Origin of the sequence: Pseudomonas sp. B2M1-30 (genome assembly GCF_025447575.1) — a bacterium.
Lineage (GTDB): Bacteria > Pseudomonadota > Gammaproteobacteria > Pseudomonadales > Pseudomonadaceae > Aquipseudomonas > Aquipseudomonas botevensis.
The window spans coordinates 353,361-372,398 of sequence record NZ_JAOEJT010000003.1; the positions used below are offsets into that span (position 1 = coordinate 353,361).

Here is a 19,038-nt window from a genome sequence, read left to right on the forward strand (position 1 = left end):
CGCGAAAGCGCGCTATTTGTCACCACACATCCACATCCTGCCTGCTAAGGTTGGCAAGCCCGTCTTCGCAACGGATAATGCCCAGTTTTTCCACCCGCGCATCGATGCGCCGCCGCGCCAGCGGTCGAAAGAGAAGACCATGAAAGACACCATTCGCCAGCTGATCCAACAAGCCCTCACCCAACTCGTCAACGAAGGTGTGTTGCCTGAAGGCCTGACGCCGGCGATCCAGGTGGAAAACGCCCGGGACAAGACCCACGGCGACTTCGCCAGCAACATCGCGATGATGCTCGCCAAGCCGGCCGGCATGAAGCCGCGTGATCTGGCGGAAAAACTCATCGCCGCCCTGCCGGCCGACGAAAACGTCAGCAAGGCGGAAATCGCCGGCCCGGGCTTCATCAATTTCTTCCAGAACACCCAGGCGCTGGCCAACCGCCTCGACGCCGCCCTGGCCGATGAGCGTATCGGCGTGCGCAAGGCCGGTCCTGCGCAACGCACCGTGGTCGACCTGTCGGCACCGAACCTGGCCAAGGAAATGCACGTCGGCCACCTGCGTTCGACCATCATTGGCGACGGCGTGGCCCGCGTCCTCGAATTCCTCGGCGACGAAGTGATCCGCCAGAACCACGTGGGCGACTGGGGCACGCAGTTCGGCATGCTGATGGCCTACCTGCAGGAAAACCCGATCACCAGCGACGAGCTGTCGGACCTGGAAAACTTCTACCGCGCCGCCAAGCAACGTTTCGACGAATCGCCCGAGTTCGCCGACCGCGCCCGTGGCCTGGTGGTCAAGCTGCAGGCCGGCGACGCCGAGTGCCTGGCGCTGTGGACCCGGTTCAAGGACATCTCGCTGTCGCATTGCCAGAAAATCTACGAACTGCTCAACGTCAAACTGACCATGGCCGACGTGATGGGCGAAAGCGCCTACAACGACGACCTGATCAACGTGGTCAACGACCTGAAGGCCGCCGGCATGCTGGTCGAGAGCAACGGCGCCCAGTGCGTGTTCCTCGACGAGTTCAAGAATGCCGAAGGCGAGCCGTTGCCGGTGATCATCGTCAAGGCTGACGGCGGCTACCTGTACGCCACCACTGACCTGGCGGCCGTGCGCTATCGCAGCGGCAAGCTCAAGGCCGACCGCGCGCTGTATTTCGTCGACCAGCGTCAGGCCCTGCACTTCCAGCAAGTGTTCGCCGTGGCACGCAAGGCCGGTTTCGTGACCCATCCGATGGACATGGAGCACATGGGCTTCGGCACCATGAACGGCGCCGACGGCCGCCCGTTCAAGACCCGTGACGGCGGCACCGTGAAGCTGATCGATCTGCTGACCGAAGCTCAGGAGCGCGCCTACAACCTGGTCAAAGAGAAAAACCCGGAGCTGGCCGAGGACGAACTGCGCAAAATCGCCAAGGTCGTCGGCATCGGCGCGGTGAAATACGCCGACCTGTCCAAGCACCGCACCAGCGACTACAGCTTCAACTTCGACCTGATGCTCAACTTCGAAGGCAACACCGCGCCATACCTGCTGTACGCCTACACCCGCGTGGCCGGTGTGTTCCGCAAGCTGGGCAAGGATTTCAGCGAAGTCGACGGCCAGATCGTCCTCGAAGCCGCCCACGAACAGGAACTGGCGGCCAAACTGGCGCAGTTCGGCGAAGTGCTGAACAACGTGTCCGACAAAGGTACGCCGCACATCCTCTGCACCTACCTGTACGACGTCGCCGGCCTGTTCTCCAGCTTCTACGAGAACTGCCCGATCCTCGCCGCCGAAACCCCGGCGCAAATGCAAAGCCGCCTGCGCCTCGCCGCGCTGACCGGCCGTACCCTCAAGCAAGGCCTGGAGCTGTTGGGCCTGGAAACCCTGGAGCGCATGTAAGTTGGCTGCCAAGAAAAAACCTGCACCCAAGCGTGGCGCCAGCCGTTATCAAGCTCCAGCGAAGCAACCGATTCCGGGTTGGCTGTGGATGGCCATCGGCCTGACGGTCGGCGCGTTCATCGTGTTTCTGATGAAACTGGAGCCGGGCAAGGGCAGCGACACGGTCAAGCGCGAGAAGGTCGAGCAACAGCAACAACAGAAAGCCACCAAGATCGCCGAGGCCAACAAGACCCCGCCGAGCCCGACGCAACCGGTGAAGCCGAAGTACGACTTCTACACCCTGCTGCCGGAATCGGAAGTGATCGTGCCGCCGGATGCGGTGCCGGAGAAGACTCTGCCGACCCCGCAAGTGCCGGCCATCCCGACAACGCCGGTGACCCCGGCGGAAGCGGCGAAGATCGACACTGCGCGGGCTCAGGCGGCACTGGCCGGGATCACCCCGCCACCCGCACCGCCGGTGACCAAGGCTGCGCCCGTGACCAAGTTCTTCCTCCAGGCCGGTTCGTTCCGCAAAGAGGCTGACGCCGACAAGGTCCGTGCGCAGATCATTCTGCTGGGGCAGGCGGTGGCGGTGGAGTCCGGCACGGTGAAGGATGAAACCTGGTATCGCGTGCTGGTCGGCCCGTTCAGCAACCGCGAACAACTGACCACCGCACAGAAACAACTGGCCGGCGCCGGCTTCAGCAACCTGTTGTTACAACAACGCCAGAGCCGCTGACAGCGTCAGAAACACCGGTTGCCCGGAGCAAACCCGGTGCCATGGGGATCAGCACAAACCCTGTGGCATCGGGCCTTCACGCGAAGGCGCCGGCACAGACGCTACGTCTTCCGATACTTGCCCACCGCTCGTCCCCTTACTGACCCCGCAGTTGAAAAACCCTCCACCACCCCCATATGGGTTTGCATAAGGCATTTTCGCCCCGCAGCGTGGAGACTCTTCCCTTGACCACCATCGTTTCAGTCCGCCGCCACGGCAAAGTCGTCATGGGCGGCGACGGCCAGGTTTCCCTCGGCAACACCGTGATGAAAGGCAACGCGAAAAAAGTCCGTCGCCTGTACCACGGCCAGGTCATCGCCGGTTTTGCCGGTGCCACCGCTGACGCCTTTACCCTCTTCGAACGCTTCGAAGGCCAGCTCGAGAAACATCAGGGCCACCTGATCCGCGCCGCCGTCGAACTCGCCAAAGAGTGGCGCACCGACCGCTCCCTGAGCCGCCTCGAAGCCATGCTCGCGGTCGCCAACAAGGACGCCTCGCTGATCATCACCGGCAACGGTGACGTGGTCGAACCCGAAGATGGCCTGATCGCCATGGGTTCCGGCGGTGCCTACGCGCAAGCTGCAGCCAGCGCCCTGCTGAAAAAGACTGACCTGTCGGCCCGGGAAATCGTCGAGACTGCTCTCGGCATCGCCGGCGACATCTGTGTATTCACCAACCACACCCAGACCATTGAGGAGCAGGATCTCGCTGAATAAGCCTGTTGCGGCCCGTGTGCCACGGCTTGTTTCTGCTTGAGGACCGTCAATTACTATGTCCATGACTCCCCGCGAAATCGTCCACGAACTCAACCGCCATATCATCGGCCAGGACGATGCCAAGCGCGCCGTCGCGATTGCCCTGCGCAACCGCTGGCGCCGGATGCAGTTGCCTGAAGAACTGCGCGTTGAAGTGACCCCGAAAAACATCCTGATGATCGGCCCGACCGGTGTCGGCAAGACCGAAATCGCCCGTCGCCTGGCCAAACTCGCCAACGCGCCGTTCATCAAGGTCGAAGCGACCAAATTCACCGAAGTCGGTTATGTCGGCCGTGACGTCGAGTCGATCATCCGTGACCTGGCCGACGCCGCGATCAAGATGCTGCGCGAGCAGGAAATGACCCGCGTTCGTCACCGCGCCGAAGACGCCGCCGAAGACCGCATCCTCGACGCCTTGCTGCCGCCGGCACGCATGGGCTTCAACAATGACGAAGCACCGACCCAGGATTCCAACACGCGCCAACTGTTCCGCAAGCGCCTGCGCGAAGGTCAGCTGGACGACAAGGAAATCGAAATCGAAGTCGCTGAAGTGTCCGGCGTCGATATCTCCGCGCCTCCGGGCATGGAAGAGATGACCAACCAGTTGCAGAGCCTGTTCGCCAACATGGGCAAGGGCAAGAAGAAGGCCCGCAAGCTCAAGGTCAAGGAAGCGCTGAAACTGGTGCGTGACGAAGAAGCCGGACGCCTGGTCAACGAAGAAGAATTGAAAACCAAGGCCCTGGAAGCGGTCGAGCAGCACGGTATCGTGTTCATCGACGAAATCGACAAGGTCGCCAAGCGCGGCAACGTCGGCGGTGCCGATGTGTCCCGCGAAGGTGTGCAGCGCGACCTGCTGCCGCTGATCGAGGGCTGCACCGTCAACACCAAACTGGGCATGGTCAAGACCGACCACATCCTGTTCATCGCCTCCGGTGCGTTCCACCTGAGCAAGCCGAGCGACCTGGTGCCGGAGCTGCAAGGCCGTCTGCCGATCCGTGTCGAACTCAAGGCCCTGAGCCCGGAAGACTTCGAGCGCATCCTCAGCGAACCGCACGCCTCGCTCACCGAGCAATACTGCGCGCTGCTGAAAACCGAAGGCCTGAACATCGAGTTCCAGCCCGAAGGCATCAAGCGTCTGGCGGAGATCGCCTGGCAGGTCAACGAGAAGACCGAGAACATCGGTGCCCGTCGCCTGCACACGCTGCTCGAGCGCCTGCTGGAAGAGGTGTCGTTCAGCGCCGGAGACCTGGCCAGCGCCCATGACGACAAGGCGATCCAGATCGACGCCGAGTACGTCAACAGCCACTTGGGTGAATTGGCGCAGAACGAAGACCTGTCCCGTTATATCCTGTAAGCAACTCTTACAGCGGTAGCGCGAACCCTGTGAGAGCGGGCTTGCTCGCGAAGGCCGTGTCAGCCGACATGATGGTTGCTGACACACCGCTTTCGCGAGCAGGCCCGCTCCCGCATTCGAACGGGTCGCTCACAAACTGGACGCCAGGCCATGACCCAACTTCCCACCGACATCAAACTGCACAAAGCCTCGAAAACCCTGACGCTCAAATACGCGTCCGGCGAGGAGTTCACCCTGCCCGCCGAATTCCTGCGGGTGCATTCCCCTTCCGCCGAGGTCCAGGGCCACGGCAAACCGATCCTGCAATTCGGCAAGCTGCATGTCGGCCTGAGCAAGCTGGAACCGGCCGGCAACTACGCCCTGAAATTGACCTTCGATGACGGCCACGACAGCGGCTTGTTCACCTGGGAATATCTCTACGAGCTGGGGCGACGTTATGACGCACTGTGGGCCGATTATCTGGCCGAACTCAAGGCTGCCGGCAAAACCCGCGACCCGGACGAGTCCGTCGTCAAGCTGATGCTCTAGTCCGCACCTCGGACTGTTTAGAGGGCATTTTCTAAATTCATCTGTTTGAATGCTCCGCTTCGGCGCCGAGGAGCGGCCCGCTTGCGAAAAAAATTAAACTCGGGTAACCAATGGAGCTGGCAAGTTCCCTGCAGTGCTCTACGACTGTAAAGCAGCTATGCAGAATCAACGGTCACCCGAGCAGTAGTACCTGGCATTGGCTGTGGAACTGACAGCAGAAAACCGGGTACTCGTCTCAGGACAATGGAGCGTCGTAGATGAGTAACAAGAATAACGATGATTTGAAGTACCAAGCCTCGGAAAACACCCTGGGGCTGAATCCTGTCGTTGGGCTTCGCGGAAAGGATCTGCTGGCCTCTGCTCGAATGGTGCTGACCCAGGCCATCAAACAACCGATCCATAGCGTCAAGCACGTCACTCACTTCGGCCTTGAATTGAAGAATGTGCTGTTCGGCAAATCCGACTTGCAACCCGCTGGCGATGACCGTCGCTTCGTCGATCCGGCCTGGGGCCAGAACCCGCTCTACAAACGTTATCTGCAAACCTATCTGGCATGGCGCAAGGAGCTTCATGCCTGGATCGACGACAGCAACCTGTCGGCCAAAGACATCGCGCGCGGCCACTTCGTCATCAACCTGATGACCGAAGCCATGGCCCCGACCAACAGCATGGCCAACCCGGCGGCGGTCAAACGCTTCTTCGAGACCGGCGGCAAAAGCCTGCTCGATGGTCTTTCGCACCTGGCCAAGGATCTGGTCCACAACGGCGGCATGCCGAGCCAGGTCAACATGGGCGCGTTCGAGGTCGGCAAGACCCTGGGCGTGACCGAAGGCGCGGTGGTGTTTCGCAACGACGTACTGGAGCTGATCCAGTACAAGCCGATCACCGAGCAGGTCCACGAACGCCCGCTGCTGGTGGTCCCGCCGCAGATCAACAAGTTCTACGTATTCGACCTGAGCCCGGACAAGAGCCTGGCGCGCTTCTGCCTGCGCAGCAATGTGCAGACCTTCATCGTCAGCTGGCGCAACCCGACCAAGGAACAGCGCGAGTGGGGACTGTCGACCTACATCGAAGCCCTCAAGGAAGCGGTGGACGTGGTCACGGCGATCACCGGCAGCAAAGACGTGAACATGCTCGGCGCCTGCTCCGGCGGCATCACCTGCACCGCCCTGCTCGGCCATTACGCGGCGATCGGCGAGAACAAGGTCAACGCCCTGACCCTGCTGGTCAGCGTGCTCGACACCACCCTGGACACCGACGTTGCGCTGTTCGTCGACGAGCAGACCCTGGAGACCGCCAAGCGGCACTCGTATCAGGCCGGTGTGCTCGAAGGCAAGGACATGGCCAAGGTCTTCGCGTGGATGCGCCCGAATGATCTGATCTGGAACTACTGGGTCAACAACTACCTGCTCGGCAACGAGCCGCCGGTGTTCGACATCCTGTTCTGGAACAACGACACCACCCGGTTGCCGGCGGCATTCCACGGCGACCTGATCGAGATGTTCAAAAACAACCCGTTGATCCGCCCCGATGCACTGGAAGTGTGCGGCACACCGATCAACCTCAAGAACGTCACCGCCGACATCTATTCGCTGGCCGGCACCAACGACCACATCACGCCGTGGAAGTCCTGCTACAAGTCGGCGCAACTGTTCGGTGGCAAGGTCGAATTCGTGCTGTCGAGCAGCGGGCATATCCAGAGCATCCTCAACCCGCCGGGCAACCCGAAGTCGCGCTACATGACCAGCACCGAAATGGCCGACAACGCTGACGACTGGCAGGAAAACTCGACCAAGCATGCCGACTCCTGGTGGCTGCACTGGCAGGCCTGGCAGGCCGAGCGCTCGGGCGAACTGAAAAAGGCCCCGACCAAACTGGGCAACAAGGCATACCCGGCCGGCGAAGCCTCGCCGGGCACTTATGTACACGAGCGGTAACTGACACACCTCGCCCCGGAGCGTGGGCGTGGGACTTGCTCGCGAAAGCGTCCGGTCAGCCGATATCAAGGGTGACTGAAAAGCCGCATTCGCGAGCAATCCCGCGCCCACTCGGGTGAAGTGGACTATGAAATGTGTGACCCAACAGGGCTTGAGCATGCCGCACCCGTTCATCTTTCGTACCGTCGAGCTGGATGGCCAGACCATCCGGACCGCAGTACGCCCCGGCAAGCCTCACTTGACGCCCTTGCTGATTTTCAACGGCATCGGCGCCAACCTGGAGCTGGTGTTTCCTTTTGTCGCGGCGCTGGATCCGGACCTGGAAGTGATCGCCTTCGACGTGCCCGGTGTCGGCGGTTCTTCGACGCCAAACCGGCCGTACCGCTTTCCGGGGCTGGCGAAGCTCACCGCACGGATGCTCGATTACCTCGACTACGGCCAGGTCAACGTCATCGGTGTGTCCTGGGGCGGCGCGCTGGCGCAGCAGTTCGCCCATGACTACCCCGAGCGCTGCAAGAAACTGGTGCTGGCGGCCACGGCGGCGGGCGCGGTAATGGTGCCGGGCAAGCCGAAAGTGCTGTGGATGATGGCCAGTCCCCGGCGCTACATCCAGCCGTCCCATGTGATCCGCATCGCGCCGATGATCTACGGCGGCTCGTTCCGCCGCGACCCGACCCTGGCCGCCAGCCACGCGGCCAAGGTGCGTTCGGCGGGCAAGCTCGGTTACTACTGGCAACTGTTCGCGGGCCTGGGCTGGACCAGCATTCACTGGCTGCACAAGATCCATCAGCCGACCCTGGTGCTGGCCGGCGACGACGATCCGCTGATCCCGCTGATCAACATGCGCATGCTCGCCTGGCGCATTCCCAACGCGCAGCTGCACATCATCGACGACGGTCACCTGTTCCTGATTACCCGGGCCGAAGCGGTGGCGCCGATCATCATGAAATTCCTCCAGGAGGAACGGCAACGGGCGGTGATGCATCCGCATCCGACACCGCTGGGCGGATAACCGGCACGGTAAGTGCTCCGAAATAGGCGCGGCAGGACGCTGCGCAGGCAACAACCCGTAACAGCGTCTATGGTGTTCTGGTTCGGTGAGTTTGCTTTTGGCCTGTAGACGAAGGAGTGTTGAGTCATGCGCGACAAACCAGCGACCGGCGTGGTCCCAAGCCCCGCCGTGTTCATCAATGCGCAGAGTGCGATGACCGGTCTGCGCGGTCGGGACCTGATCTCGACCCTGCGCAACGTCGCGGCCCATGGCCTGCGCAATCCCGTCCACAGCGCGAAGCACGCCCTGAAGCTCGGCGGCCAGCTCGGACGTGTGTTGCTGGGTGAAACCCTGCACCCGATCAATCCCCAGGACAACCGCTTCGCCGACCCGGCCTGGAGCCTCAATCCGTTCTACCGGCGCAGCCTGCAGGCCTATCTGAGCTGGCAGAAACAGGTCAAGAGCTGGATCGACGAAAGCAGCATGAGCGAGGACGACCGCGCCCGCGCGCAGTTCGCCTTCGCCCTGCTCAACGACGCCGTGGCGCCATCCAACACCCTGCTCAATCCGCTGGCGGTCAAGGAGCTGTTCAACTCCGGCGGTCACAGCCTGGTGCGTGGCCTGAGCCATCTGTTCGACGACCTGCTGCACAACGACGGCCTGCCGCGCCAGGTCACCAAGCAGGCGTTCGAGGTCGGCAAGACCGTTGCCACCACCGCCGGCTCGGTGGTGTTTCGCAACGAAATGCTCGAGCTGATCCAGTACCGGCCGATGAGCGAAAAACAGTATGCCAAGCCACTGCTGGTGGTGCCGCCGCAAATCAACAAGTACTACATTTTCGACCTCAGCCCGGCCAACAGCTTCGTCCAGTACGCCCTGAAGAACGGCTTGCAAACGTTCATGATCAGTTGGCGCAACCCGGATGTTCGCCATCGCGAATGGGGCCTGTCGACCTACGTCGAAGCGGTTGAAGAGGCGATGAACATTTGCCGGGCGATCACCGGCGCCCGCGAAGTCAACCTGATGGGTGCCTGCGCCGGCGGGCTGACAATTGCCGCGCTGCAAGGGCATTTGCAGGCCAAGCGGCAACTGCGCCGGGTGTCCAGCGCGACGTACCTGGTGAGCCTGCTCGACAGTCAGATCGACAGCCCGGCGACGCTGTTCGCCGACGAGCAGACGCTCGAAGCGGCCAAGCGTCGCTCCTACCAGAAGGGCGTACTGGATGGCCGCGACATGGCCAAGGTCTTCGCCTGGATGCGGCCCAACGATTTGATCTGGAGCTACTTCATCAACAACTACCTGTTGGGCAAGGAGCCACCGGCCTTCGACATCCTTTACTGGAACAACGACAGCACGCGCCTGCCGGCCGCCTTCCACGGTGATCTGCTGGATTTCTTCAAACACAACCCGCTGACCCATCCGGGAGGCCTGGAGGTGTGCGGCACGCCGATCGACCTGCAAAAAGTCACGGTCGACAGCTTCAGCGTGGCCGGCATGAACGACCACATCACACCCTGGGACGCGGTGTATCGCTCGACCCTGCTGCTGGGCGGCGAACGGCGTTTCGTGCTGTCCAGCAGCGGCCATGTGCAGAGTATTCTCAACCCGCCGAGCAACCCGAAAGCCAACTACGTCGAGAACGGCAAACTGAGCAGCGACCCCCGCGCCTGGTACTACGACGCGAAAAAGGTCGACGGCAGCTGGTGGCCGCAGTGGCTGGAGTGGGTGCAGCAACGCTCCGGCGCCCTGCAGGAAACCCGGATGACCCTCGGCAGTTCCAACTATCCACCGATGGAGGCGGCACCCGGCACCTACGTGCGTGTGCGCTGACGTTCCACCTGCCTCGAACCCGTTAAGAAGACTGGATGAAAACCCGCGACCGGATTCTCGAATGTGCCCTGCAACTGTTCAACGAGAAGGGCGAACCCAACGTCTCCACCATGGAGGTTGCCAATGAAATGGGGATCAGCCCGGGCAACCTCTACTACCACTTTCACGGCAAGGAACCGCTGATTCTTGGGCTGTTCGAGCGCTTCCAGAGCGAACTGACGCCCCTGCTCGACCCGCCCGCCGATGTCGAACTGGCACCGGAAGATTACTGGCTGTTCCTGCACCTGATCGTCGAGCGCCTGGCGCAGTACCGGTTCCTGTTCCAGGACCTGTCGAACCTGGCCGGACGCCTGCCGAAACTGGCCAAGGGCATTCGCAATCTGCTCAACGCCCTGAAGCGCACACTGGCGTCGTTGCTGGCGCGGCTGAAGGCCTCCGGGCAACTGGTCAGCGACACCCAGGCCCTGGGGCAACTGGTGGAGCAGATCACCATGACCCTGCTGTTTTCCCTGGACTACCAGCGGATTCTTGATCGCGAGGGCGAGGTTCGGCTGGTGGTGTACCAGATCATGATGCTGGTGGCGCCGCATCTGTTGCCACCGGTGAAGGTGGCGACGGAAAGGATGGCTTTGCAATACCTTGAGGATCACGAATAAAGCAAAAGCCCAAACAAAAACGCCCGACCTTCACAGGCCGGGCGTTTTCTTGAGTCCTGAAGATCAGGACTGACTGGTTGGCGTCGACGGCGTCGATGCAGCAGTCGGAGTCGCCACCGGGGCAGGCGCCGCGGCAGAGTTCGACGTGCTCGCCAGTGCTGCCGGCGTTGCGACCGGCTTCGGCGCAGCTGCTTTCGGTGCAGCCGGCTTCTTCACAGCAGGTTTTTTCGCAGCAGCCGGCTTGGCCGCTGGCTTGGCAGCAGGTTTGGCGGCAGCGGTTTTCGCGGCTGGCTTGGCTGCTGGTTTCGCCGCAGGTTTTGCGGCGGGTTTCGCGACGGCCTTGGCGGCGACCGGTTTGGCCGCTGGCTTGGCTGCCGGCTTGGCCGCAGCGGTTTTCGCGGCAGGTTTGGCGGCGGCTTTGGCGGCCGGTTTTGCAGCGGCCTTGGCCAGAGGCTTGGCGGCAGGTTTGGCTGCCGGTTTCGCCGCAGCGGTTTTCGCCGCTACAGGCTGAGTTTTCAGGCCGGTGAGTTTTTCGATCTGCTTGGTCAGCGTCTCGACCTTGCTGTGCAGCGCTTTCACTTCATTGCGGCTAGGTACGCCCAGGCGCGAAATCGCGCTGTTCAGGCGCTTGTCGAAAGCACCTTCCAGCTCGTCCCACTTGCCCAGTGCGCGATCTTTCACGCCGCTGATGCGCGATTTGGCCGAAGAAGCGGAGTCCTTGGCAGCGTCGACTTTCTTGCCGACTGCGGACTTGGTGAGCTTCTCGGCTTTCTCGCCGTCTTTGACCAATGCATCGAAGAGTTTGCTGCCGTCAGTGTCGATCTTCGAATACACGCCTAAACCAGCCAGCCAGATTTTGCGGGAGTAGTCTTCAACCTTCCCAATCCAGGAGCTGCTTTCTTTATCGGTGTTCTTTTTACCAGCCATCCCGTTCTCCTTAAGATTTACGCGCGACGCGTTCGAGCAATGCCGTCAGCTCATCGAGCTTAGCAGAGAGTGCCTCAACGTCATGTTTAGACGGAATGCCGATACGATTCAAGGCGCTGGCCACACGGGTGTCGAACGCTTTCTCGACCTTGTCGAGCTGAACTTCGACACGACCTTTGAACGAGCTCACTTCGTTCTTGGCTTCATCGATCTCGGCGTTGGCCGCTTCGAGTTTTTCGGTGACGGCTTTTTTGCCTTTCTTTTCAACAGTTTGACCAGCCTTGATCAACTCCTGAAAGTACTCGCTACCCTCTTGGCCGACCTTGGCGTAGGCACCCAGGCCTGCCAGCCAGATCTTGCGGGCATAGGATTTGACGTCGCTCAGAGCAGAAGTCGAAGCGTCGATTTTTTTCTTCAAAATGACTTTGGCCATGGTGCACCTCACGCGCAGAAGGTTTGAGGAACTGCCCGCAAAAGTGTCGGGCTCGTGCACAAAGTAGGGAGAAAAATTAGAAACGGCACCCTAACAACTGACATAAAACCAGGGGCACCAAAAGAATGTGGGAGCAGGCTTGCTCCCACAGGGCAGGTGTTTACAGTTCCAGCGGATCAGACCAGCGCCTTGTCCAGCGCCTTTTCGATCTCGGCTTTGATCATGCCGCTCATGGCCGACATCATGATCCCCAGCTCCACATCGACCCGGATCGAATCCTCGGCCACATGCACCGCGCCTTTCACACCCGAGCGCTTGAGGTTCAGGGTATCGCCCGACCACTGCGGCTCCAGGCCATACTGATCGGAAAGTTTCTGCGCCAGCTTGTCGGCCTTCTCGCGGGCGGCTTCCTTGCCCAGGCTGTGGGCACGCTCAACACTAATACGGGCCATTGGATGACTCCTGCTTTTTTAATAGGACTATGAATGCTTGCTCGAGGAATCTTGACCGCCACTGCGGCAAATCGTCCCGAAGGTTGCTCATCTTACCTTTAGCCATTCCAAGACAAAGCATGTCTTGGGGATTAGAATGTCGCGCATTCTCTTTTGGTGACAGCGATATGACTGATCAGCGCAAAGGCAGCGATGCCGAACCCACCACTCACTTCGGCTTCAAAAACGTTCCGGAAAGCCAGAAAGCGGAAAAAGTCGCTGAAGTTTTCCATTCCGTAGCCGCCAAGTACGACCTGATGAACGACCTTCTGTCGGGCGGCATGCACCGTCTGTGGAAGCGCTTCGCGATCGAACTGTCGGGTGTACGTGCCGGCAACCGCGTGCTGGACATCGCCGGCGGCACCGGTGACCTGACCAAAAAATTCTCGCACCTCGTCGGCCCGACCGGCCAGGTGGTGCTGGCCGACATCAACGAATCCATGCTCAAGGTCGGTCGTGACCGCCTGCTGGATGTCGGCGTGTCGGGCAACGTCGAGTTCGTCCAGGCCGACGCGGAAAAACTGCCGTTCCCGGACAACCATTTCGACTGCGTGACCATCGCCTTCGGCCTGCGCAACGTGACGCACAAGGAAGACGCCCTGCGCTCGATGCTGCGCGTGCTCAAGCCTGGCGGCCGCCTGCTGGTGCTGGAGTTCTCCAAGCCGACCAACGCGCTGATGTCCAAGGCCTACGACGCCTACTCGTTCGCCTTCATGCCGCTGATGGGCAAGCTGATCACCAATGACTCGGAAAGCTATCGCTACCTGGCCGAATCGATCCGCATGCACCCGAATCAGGAAACCCTGAAGTCGATGATGGTCGATGCCGGTTTCGACCGCGTGACCTACCACAACATGACCGCAGGCATCGTCGCCCTGCATCGCGGCATCAAGCCCTGATGCTGCTCACCGGGCTGCTCGCCAGCGTTGAACTCGGCCTGAACCGGGTGCTGCGTCTCGACAGCACGGCGCTGCCACGCCTGGCGCATCTGACCGGCAAGGTGATTGCCGTCGACTGCCGCAGCCCGGCGCTGCAACTGTTCATCCTGCCGAGCGATGAAGGCCTGATGCTGGCGTCCCGTTGGGAAACCGGCGTCGACTGCACCCTGCGTGCCCCGGCCTCGAGCCTGGTGAAACTGGCCCTGAGCAAAGACAAGACCGCCGTGCTGCACGCACCGGAAGTCGAGCTCGACGGCGACAGCGGCGTGCTGCTGGAGCTGGCGGGTGTCCTGCAAGACCTCGAGCTGGACTGGGAGTACGAACTCTCGCGCTGGCTCGGCCCGGTCGCCACGCAACTGGTCGGCGGCCACCTGCGCAGTCGCGCACGCTGGTATCAACAAGGATTTGCCAGCCTCAACCAGAACCTCGCCGAATACCTGGCCGAAGAATCGCGCACCCTCGTCGGGCAGCGCGAAGCCGAAGCCCGGTTCAGCGAACTGGACCGGATCAAACTTGATCTGGAACGTCTCGAGGCGCGTTTCGAGCGCCTTTCCCGATCCCTCGACCCAAGCGATAACGCATGAAGCTGCTTGCCGTCCGCCGTCTGTTGCGCATCCAGCGCGTCGTGATCCGCTACCGCCTCGATGACCTGCTGTTCGATCTGCCGCTGCCCTGGTTTCTCCTGGCGCTGCGCTATGTGCTGCCGTGGCGCTGGTTCCCGCGCAAGCCGCTGGACCTGAGCCGGGGCGCGCGCCTGCGTCTGGCCTTGCAGGATCTGGGGCCGATCTTCATCAAGTTCGGGCAGATTCTCTCGACCCGCCGCGACCTGCTGCCGGAAGACATCGCCGATGAGCTGATGCTGTTGCAGGATCGGGTGCCGCCATTCGATTCGCAGCTGTCGGTCAGACTGATCGAAGAACAGCTCGGCAAGAAGATCGGCGAGGTGTTCAGCCGTTTCGACGTCGAACCGCTGGCCTCGGCCTCGGTGGCGCAGGTGCACGCCGCGCAGTTGAAAACCGGTGAAGAAGTGGTGGTCAAGGTGATCCGCCCGGGCCTCAAACCGGTGATTGCCCAGGATCTGGCCTGGCTGTTCATCCTCGCCCGCGCCGCCGAAAAGGTGTCTGCCGACGCGCGCCTGCTGCATCCGGTCGACGTGGTCAGCGACTACGAAAAAACCATCTACGACGAGCTCGACCTGCTGCGCGAGGCGGCCAACGCCAGCCAGCTGAAACGCAACTTCGACGGTTCGCCGCTGCTCTACGTACCGCAAATCTATTGGGACTGGTGCCGGCCAAAAGTGCTGGTGATGGAGCGCATCTACGGGATTCAGGTCACGGATCTGGCGACCCTCGCCGACCAGCGCACCGACATGAAAATGCTCGCCGAACGCGGCGTGGAGATCTTCTTCACTCAAGTGTTCCGCGACAGCTTCTTCCACGCCGACATGCACCCGGGCAACATCTTCGTCAGCACCGTCAATCCGTGGAGCCCGCAGTACATCGCGATCGACTGCGGCATCGTCGGCAGCCTGACCCCGGAAGACCAGGACTACCTGGCGCGCAACCTGTTCGCCTTCTTCAAGCGTGACTACCGCCGCGTGGCGCAATTGCACATCGATTCGGGCTGGGTGCCGGCGGAAACCAAGCTCAACGAGTTCGAAGCGGCGATCCGTACCGTGTGCGAACCGATCTTCGAAAAACCGTTAAAAGATATTTCATTTGGCCAGGTGCTGATGCGCCTGTTCCAGACCGCCCGCCGCTTCAACATGGAAGTGCAGCCGCAACTGGTGCTGTTGCAGAAGACCTTGCTGAACATCGAAGGCCTCGGTCGCCAGCTGTACCCGGAGCTGGATCTGTGGAACACCGCGCAGCCGTTCCTCGAACGCTGGATGCGCGAGCGCGTCAGCCCGAAAGCCTTGATCGGCAACGTGCAGAGCCAGCTGGAGCAGATTCCGCACCTGTCGAACATGGCCCGCGATCTGCTCGAACGCATGTCCCAGCCCCACGCCAGCGACCCTCCGCCGCCGTGGAAAAAACGCAAGGACGACTGGTTCCTGCGCCTGCTCGGCAGCGCGCACCTGGCCGGCGGCACGATCCTCGCCGCCGGTGGCCCGCTGCATGAACTGGGGCATTGGCCCGCGGGAATCATGGTGGCAGTCGGCTTGTATCTGGTCGTTCGCCGATAGCCAGTTCCGCGATCGGCTGGCACACTGTTTCAACGCCTGAGCCCGACCATTCGAGTGTGGGGTTCGCTGTCGGAGTCGAAGATGAAAAACTGGCTGGACGAGATCAAGTGGGACGCTGATGGCCTGGTGCCGGCGATTGCCCAGGATCACAAGACCGGACGCGTGCTGATGATGGCCTGGATGAACCGCGAAGCCCTGGCGCTTACCGCAGCGGAGAACCGTGCCATCTACTGGTCACGTTCCCGTGGCAAGCTGTGGCGCAAGGGAGAGGAGTCCGGTCATGTGCAGACTCTGCATGAAATGCGTCTGGACTGTGACGCCGACGTGATCATCCTGATGGTCGAACAGATCGGCGGCATCGCCTGCCATACCGGCCGTCAAAGCTGCTTCTACCGCGTCTTCGAAAACGGCGACTGGAAAACGGTCGACCCGGTACTCAAAGACCCGCACGCCATTTATTCCGCAGGACACAAACATGAGTGACACCCTGACCCGCCTCGCTCAGGTGCTTGAAGAGCGCAAAGGCGCAGCCGCCGACAGCTCGTATGTCGCCAGCCTGTACCACAAGGGTCTGAACAAGATTCTGGAGAAAGTCGGCGAAGAGTCGGTCGAAACCATCATTGCCGCCAAGGACGCCGCCGTCAGCGGCGATTGCAGCGACGTGATCTACGAGACCGCCGACCTGTGGTTCCACAGCATGGTCATGCTCGCCCAACTGGGTCAGCATCCGCAGGCGGTACTCGACGAGCTGGATCGTCGCTTCGGCCTGTCCGGACACGTCGAGAAAGCCTCGCGTCCGTCCGCCTGAACAACTTTTAGAGAGGAACAGCAACATGGGCATTTTTGACTGGAAACACTGGATCGTCATTCTGGTTGTCGTGGTGCTGGTGTTCGGCACCAAGAAACTGAAAAACCTCGGCACCGACGTCGGTGAGTCGATCAAGGGCTTTCGCAAGGCCATGAACGACGACGAGAAGCCGGCCGATCCGACCGTAACGCCTGCGCAGCCGGTGCCACCGGTTCAGCCGCAAGCCACCGCTCAGGCCAACCCGCCGCACACCATCGACGTGCAGGCGCAGAAAGTCGAAGAGCCGATCCGCAAAGACGTGTGAGCACTGACTAATGTTTGGTATCAGCTTCTCTGAACTGCTGCTGGTCGGCCTCGTCGCCCTGCTGGTGCTGGGTCCCGAGCGTCTGCCGGGCGCTGCGCGCACCGCCGGCCTGTGGGTCGGGCGCCTGAAGCGCAGCTTCAACGCGATCAAACAGGAAGTTGAACGTGAAATCGGCGCCGACGAAATTCGTCGGCAACTGCACAACGAGCACATTCTGTCGCTGGAGCAGGAGGCGCGGAAGATCTTCACGCCACCGGTTCAGCAGGAGCCGACACCGGTTGAGCATGTGGGTGAGCAGACGATTCATCCGTCAGCCGCAACCACTGCACCTGCTTCCGTTGCAGTGCCAACCGAGCCTGTGCCCGCCGTTGCAGAAAACTCGGTTGAACACGTAGCTCCAACCGCCGCGCCGACTACACCAGCGCCTCACGACTCCACTTTGCCGCCGCGAGCCCCATGACAAGGGCCTGTCATCGGTCATTTCCTGTGTCGCGTTGTCGCCTGAAAGCGGGCCAGGCAAGGCGTAGTCCGCAGGGAATGTGTTTTACCTTTCCAAGGACTACAACGCAGCCAGGCCCGCTTTCAGGCACAACCCGAAGGGCCGGCCCGTATTTGCGCAGGGCTGCGTTACTCGTTGCTTATTTGAAACGCCAAATTACGCGCCTCGCGCCTTGCCCTGCGCAAATACGGGCTCGGCGCGACACAGGAAATGACCGATGACAGGCCCTAGCCTCCCCGAAAACGACCAGCACATGCCGCTGGTTTCGCACCTCACCGAGTTGCGCACCCGCCTGCTGCGTTGCGTCGCGGCGATCTTCATCATCTTCGCCGGGCTGTTCGCGTTCACCCAGCAGATCTACACCTTCGTCTCGACGCCGCTGCGCCAGTACCTGCCGGCCGGCGCGACGATGATCGCCACCGACGTGTCGTCGCCGTTCCTGACGCCGCTGAAGCTGACGATGATGGTCTCGCTGTTCCTCGCGATCCCGGTGATCCTGCATCAGATCTGGGGCTTCATCGCCCCCGGCCTGTACAAGCACGAGAAGCGCGTCGCGGTGCCGCTGCTGATTTCCAGCATTCTGCTGTTCTACACCGGCATGGCGTTCGCGTATTTCTTCGTGTTCCCGCTGATCTTCAAGTTCTTCGCTTCGGCCACCCCGGCCGGCGTGGAAATGATGACCGACATCACCAGTTACCTCGATTTCGTCATGACGCTGTTCTTCGCCTTCGGCGTGGCGTTCGAGATCCCGGTGGCCGTGGTGCTGCTGGTGTGGATCGGCGTGGTCGACGTCAAATACCTGAAGAAGATCCGCCCGTACGTGATCATCGGCTGCTTCGTGGTCGGTATGATCCTGACCCCGCCGGACATCTTCTCCCAGACCCTGTTGGCCGTGCCGATGTGGATGCTGTTTGAAGTCGGCATCCTGTTCGGCAGCTTGGTCAGCAAACGCGAGCGCCCGGACGAAACCGTCGACGATCACAACGACCAGCCGCCAGCGACCCAGCCATGAACCTGCTGCTGCTCGAAGAAGCCGATTTCATCGCGGCCGACCGCGTCGTGCTGCGTGACCGGCGCCTGACCCACATGCAGGAAGTCCACCGCTCGGAAGTCGGTGATAGCCTGCGGGTCGGGCGCATCGACGGGCTGATGGGCTCGGCCGAAGTGTTGCGACTGGAGGCTGGGGAGGCTGAACTGCGCGTGTCCCTCAATCAGCCGCCACCGGCCAAGCTGCCGCTGACCCTGGTGCTGGCCCTGCCACGACCGAAGATGCTGCGCCGGGTGTTCCAGACCGTGGCGACCATGGGCGTGCCGAAGGTGGTGCTGGTCAACAGCTACCGCGTCGAGAAGAGCTTCTGGCAGACGCCGTTCCTGGAGCCGGAAGCGATCCGCGAACAACTGATCCTTGGCCTCGAACAGGCCCGGGACACGGTGTTGCCGGAAATCATCATCGAGAAGCGCTTCAAGCCCTTCGTTGAAGACCGGCTGCCGGCCATCACCGACGGCACCCTCGGCCTGGTCGGCCATCCCGGCAATCATCCACCCTGCCCTCGCGCCCTGAGCGAGCCGGTGACCCTGGCCATCGGCCCCGAGGGCGGCTGGATTCCCTACGAAATCGACCTGCTGGCCAAGGCCGGCCTGCAACCGGTGCAACTGGGCGAACGCATTCTGCGGGTCGAAACCGCCGTCACCGCCCTGCTCGCCCGCCTGTTCTGACGCCCCCGCTCTTTGTCCGGTGATGGCCGGACGAATTGCGTTACAGATTGCCA

At 61.7% G+C, this 19,038-nt stretch carries 21 protein-coding genes; 18 read left to right on the forward strand and 3 right to left on the reverse strand.

Annotated elements, in window-relative coordinates; genetic code table 11:
• Positions 1-139: 139 nt before the first annotated feature.
• From argS to N8H74_RS08205, 9 genes are all read left to right on the forward strand, one after another.
• Positions 140-1,876, forward strand: a complete 1,737-nt coding sequence (gene argS / locus N8H74_RS08165; RefSeq protein WP_217831943.1) for an arginine--tRNA ligase — start codon at positions 140-142, stop codon at positions 1,874-1,876.
• Between the two features lies 1 nt (position 1,877).
• Positions 1,878-2,594, forward strand: a complete 717-nt coding sequence (locus tag N8H74_RS08170; protein ID WP_085732564.1) for an SPOR domain-containing protein — start codon at positions 1,878-1,880, stop codon at positions 2,592-2,594.
• A gap of 224 nt (positions 2,595-2,818) precedes the next feature.
• Complete coding sequence (gene hslV / locus N8H74_RS08175; RefSeq protein ID WP_007968352.1) at positions 2,819-3,349, forward strand: ATP-dependent protease subunit HslV; 531 nt, start codon at positions 2,819-2,821, stop codon at positions 3,347-3,349.
• Between the two features lie 55 nt (positions 3,350-3,404).
• Positions 3,405-4,742: an ATP-dependent protease ATPase subunit HslU gene (hslU, locus tag N8H74_RS08180; protein ID WP_217831941.1), complete on the forward strand. Its 1,338-nt coding sequence runs from the start codon at positions 3,405-3,407 to the stop codon at positions 4,740-4,742.
• Positions 4,743-4,892: 150 nt separating this feature from the next.
• Positions 4,893-5,270: a DUF971 domain-containing protein gene (locus tag N8H74_RS08185; RefSeq protein ID WP_217831939.1), complete on the forward strand. Its 378-nt coding sequence runs from the start codon at positions 4,893-4,895 to the stop codon at positions 5,268-5,270.
• Between the two features lie 257 nt (positions 5,271-5,527).
• A complete protein-coding gene (gene phaC, locus N8H74_RS08190; protein WP_217831936.1) occupies positions 5,528-7,207 on the forward strand; it encodes a class II poly(R)-hydroxyalkanoic acid synthase in 1,680 nt (559 codons plus the stop codon).
• 157 nt (positions 7,208-7,364) lie between these two features.
• On the forward strand, positions 7,365-8,219 hold the full coding sequence (gene phaZ, locus N8H74_RS08195; RefSeq protein ID WP_217832045.1) for a poly(3-hydroxyalkanoate) depolymerase: 855 nt from the start codon (positions 7,365-7,367) through the stop codon (positions 8,217-8,219).
• Between the two features lie 126 nt (positions 8,220-8,345).
• The gene (gene phaC / locus N8H74_RS08200) at positions 8,346-10,028 is read left to right on the forward strand and encodes a class II poly(R)-hydroxyalkanoic acid synthase (RefSeq protein ID WP_262146871.1); all 1,683 of its coding nucleotides are present in this window, start codon (positions 8,346-8,348) and stop codon (positions 10,026-10,028) included.
• A 35-nt stretch (positions 10,029-10,063) separates the two neighbouring features.
• Positions 10,064-10,684 carry a TetR/AcrR family transcriptional regulator gene (locus N8H74_RS08205; RefSeq protein WP_217831934.1) on the forward strand — a complete coding sequence of 207 codons (621 nt, stop codon included), beginning with the start codon at positions 10,064-10,066 and terminating at the stop codon, positions 10,682-10,684.
• 63 nt (positions 10,685-10,747) lie between these two features.
• On the opposite strand, the gene N8H74_RS08210 is transcribed toward N8H74_RS08205, so the two are convergent.
• The 3 genes from N8H74_RS08210 to N8H74_RS08220 form a co-directional block, all read right to left on the reverse strand.
• A complete protein-coding gene (locus N8H74_RS08210; RefSeq protein ID WP_217831933.1) occupies positions 10,748-11,611 on the reverse strand; it encodes a phasin family protein in 864 nt (287 codons plus the stop codon).
• A 10-nt stretch (positions 11,612-11,621) separates the two neighbouring features.
• On the reverse strand, positions 11,622-12,044 hold the full coding sequence (locus N8H74_RS08215) for a phasin family protein (RefSeq protein WP_262146872.1): 423 nt from the start codon (positions 12,042-12,044) through the stop codon (positions 11,622-11,624).
• Positions 12,045-12,220: 176 nt separating this feature from the next.
• Positions 12,221-12,496 (reverse strand): polyhydroxyalkanoic acid system family protein, encoded by a 276-nt coding sequence (locus N8H74_RS08220; RefSeq protein ID WP_217831929.1) that lies wholly within the window; start codon positions 12,494-12,496, stop codon positions 12,221-12,223.
• A gap of 167 nt (positions 12,497-12,663) precedes the next feature.
• Between N8H74_RS08220 and ubiE the strand changes: the two genes are divergently transcribed.
• The 9 genes from ubiE to N8H74_RS08265 all read left to right on the forward strand — a co-directional run bounded on the left by ubiE (position 12,664) and on the right by N8H74_RS08265 (position 18,985).
• The gene (ubiE, locus tag N8H74_RS08225; RefSeq protein WP_007952418.1) at positions 12,664-13,434 is read left to right on the forward strand and encodes a bifunctional demethylmenaquinone methyltransferase/2-methoxy-6-polyprenyl-1,4-benzoquinol methylase UbiE; all 771 of its coding nucleotides are present in this window, start codon (positions 12,664-12,666) and stop codon (positions 13,432-13,434) included.
• On the forward strand, positions 13,434-14,057 hold the full coding sequence (locus N8H74_RS08230) for an SCP2 domain-containing protein (RefSeq protein ID WP_039772453.1): 624 nt from the start codon (positions 13,434-13,436) through the stop codon (positions 14,055-14,057). Before ubiE ends, N8H74_RS08230 begins: the two co-directional genes overlap by 1 nt.
• Entirely contained in the window at positions 14,054-15,658 is a 1,605-nt protein-coding gene (ubiB, locus tag N8H74_RS08235) for a ubiquinone biosynthesis regulatory protein kinase UbiB (protein WP_217831927.1), read from the forward strand. Before N8H74_RS08230 ends, ubiB begins: the two co-directional genes overlap by 4 nt.
• Before the next feature lie 81 nt (positions 15,659-15,739).
• Complete coding sequence (hisI, locus tag N8H74_RS08240; RefSeq protein WP_262146873.1) at positions 15,740-16,141, forward strand: phosphoribosyl-AMP cyclohydrolase; 402 nt, start codon at positions 15,740-15,742, stop codon at positions 16,139-16,141.
• On the forward strand, positions 16,134-16,466 hold the full coding sequence (locus N8H74_RS08245) for a phosphoribosyl-ATP diphosphatase (RefSeq protein ID WP_007952422.1): 333 nt from the start codon (positions 16,134-16,136) through the stop codon (positions 16,464-16,466). Before hisI ends, N8H74_RS08245 begins: the two co-directional genes overlap by 8 nt.
• Positions 16,467-16,491: 25 nt before the next feature.
• A complete protein-coding gene (locus N8H74_RS08250; protein WP_007952423.1) occupies positions 16,492-16,770 on the forward strand; it encodes a twin-arginine translocase TatA/TatE family subunit in 279 nt (92 codons plus the stop codon).
• A gap of 10 nt (positions 16,771-16,780) precedes the next feature.
• On the forward strand, positions 16,781-17,230 hold the full coding sequence (gene tatB, locus N8H74_RS08255; protein ID WP_262146874.1) for a Sec-independent protein translocase protein TatB: 450 nt from the start codon (positions 16,781-16,783) through the stop codon (positions 17,228-17,230).
• 256 nt (positions 17,231-17,486) lie between these two features.
• Positions 17,487-18,281, forward strand: a complete 795-nt coding sequence (gene tatC / locus N8H74_RS08260) for a twin-arginine translocase subunit TatC (protein WP_217831921.1) — start codon at positions 17,487-17,489, stop codon at positions 18,279-18,281.
• Entirely contained in the window at positions 18,278-18,985 is a 708-nt protein-coding gene (locus N8H74_RS08265; RefSeq protein ID WP_262146875.1) for a 16S rRNA (uracil(1498)-N(3))-methyltransferase, read from the forward strand. Before tatC ends, N8H74_RS08265 begins: the two co-directional genes overlap by 4 nt.
• Positions 18,986-19,038: the final 53 nt, after the last annotated feature.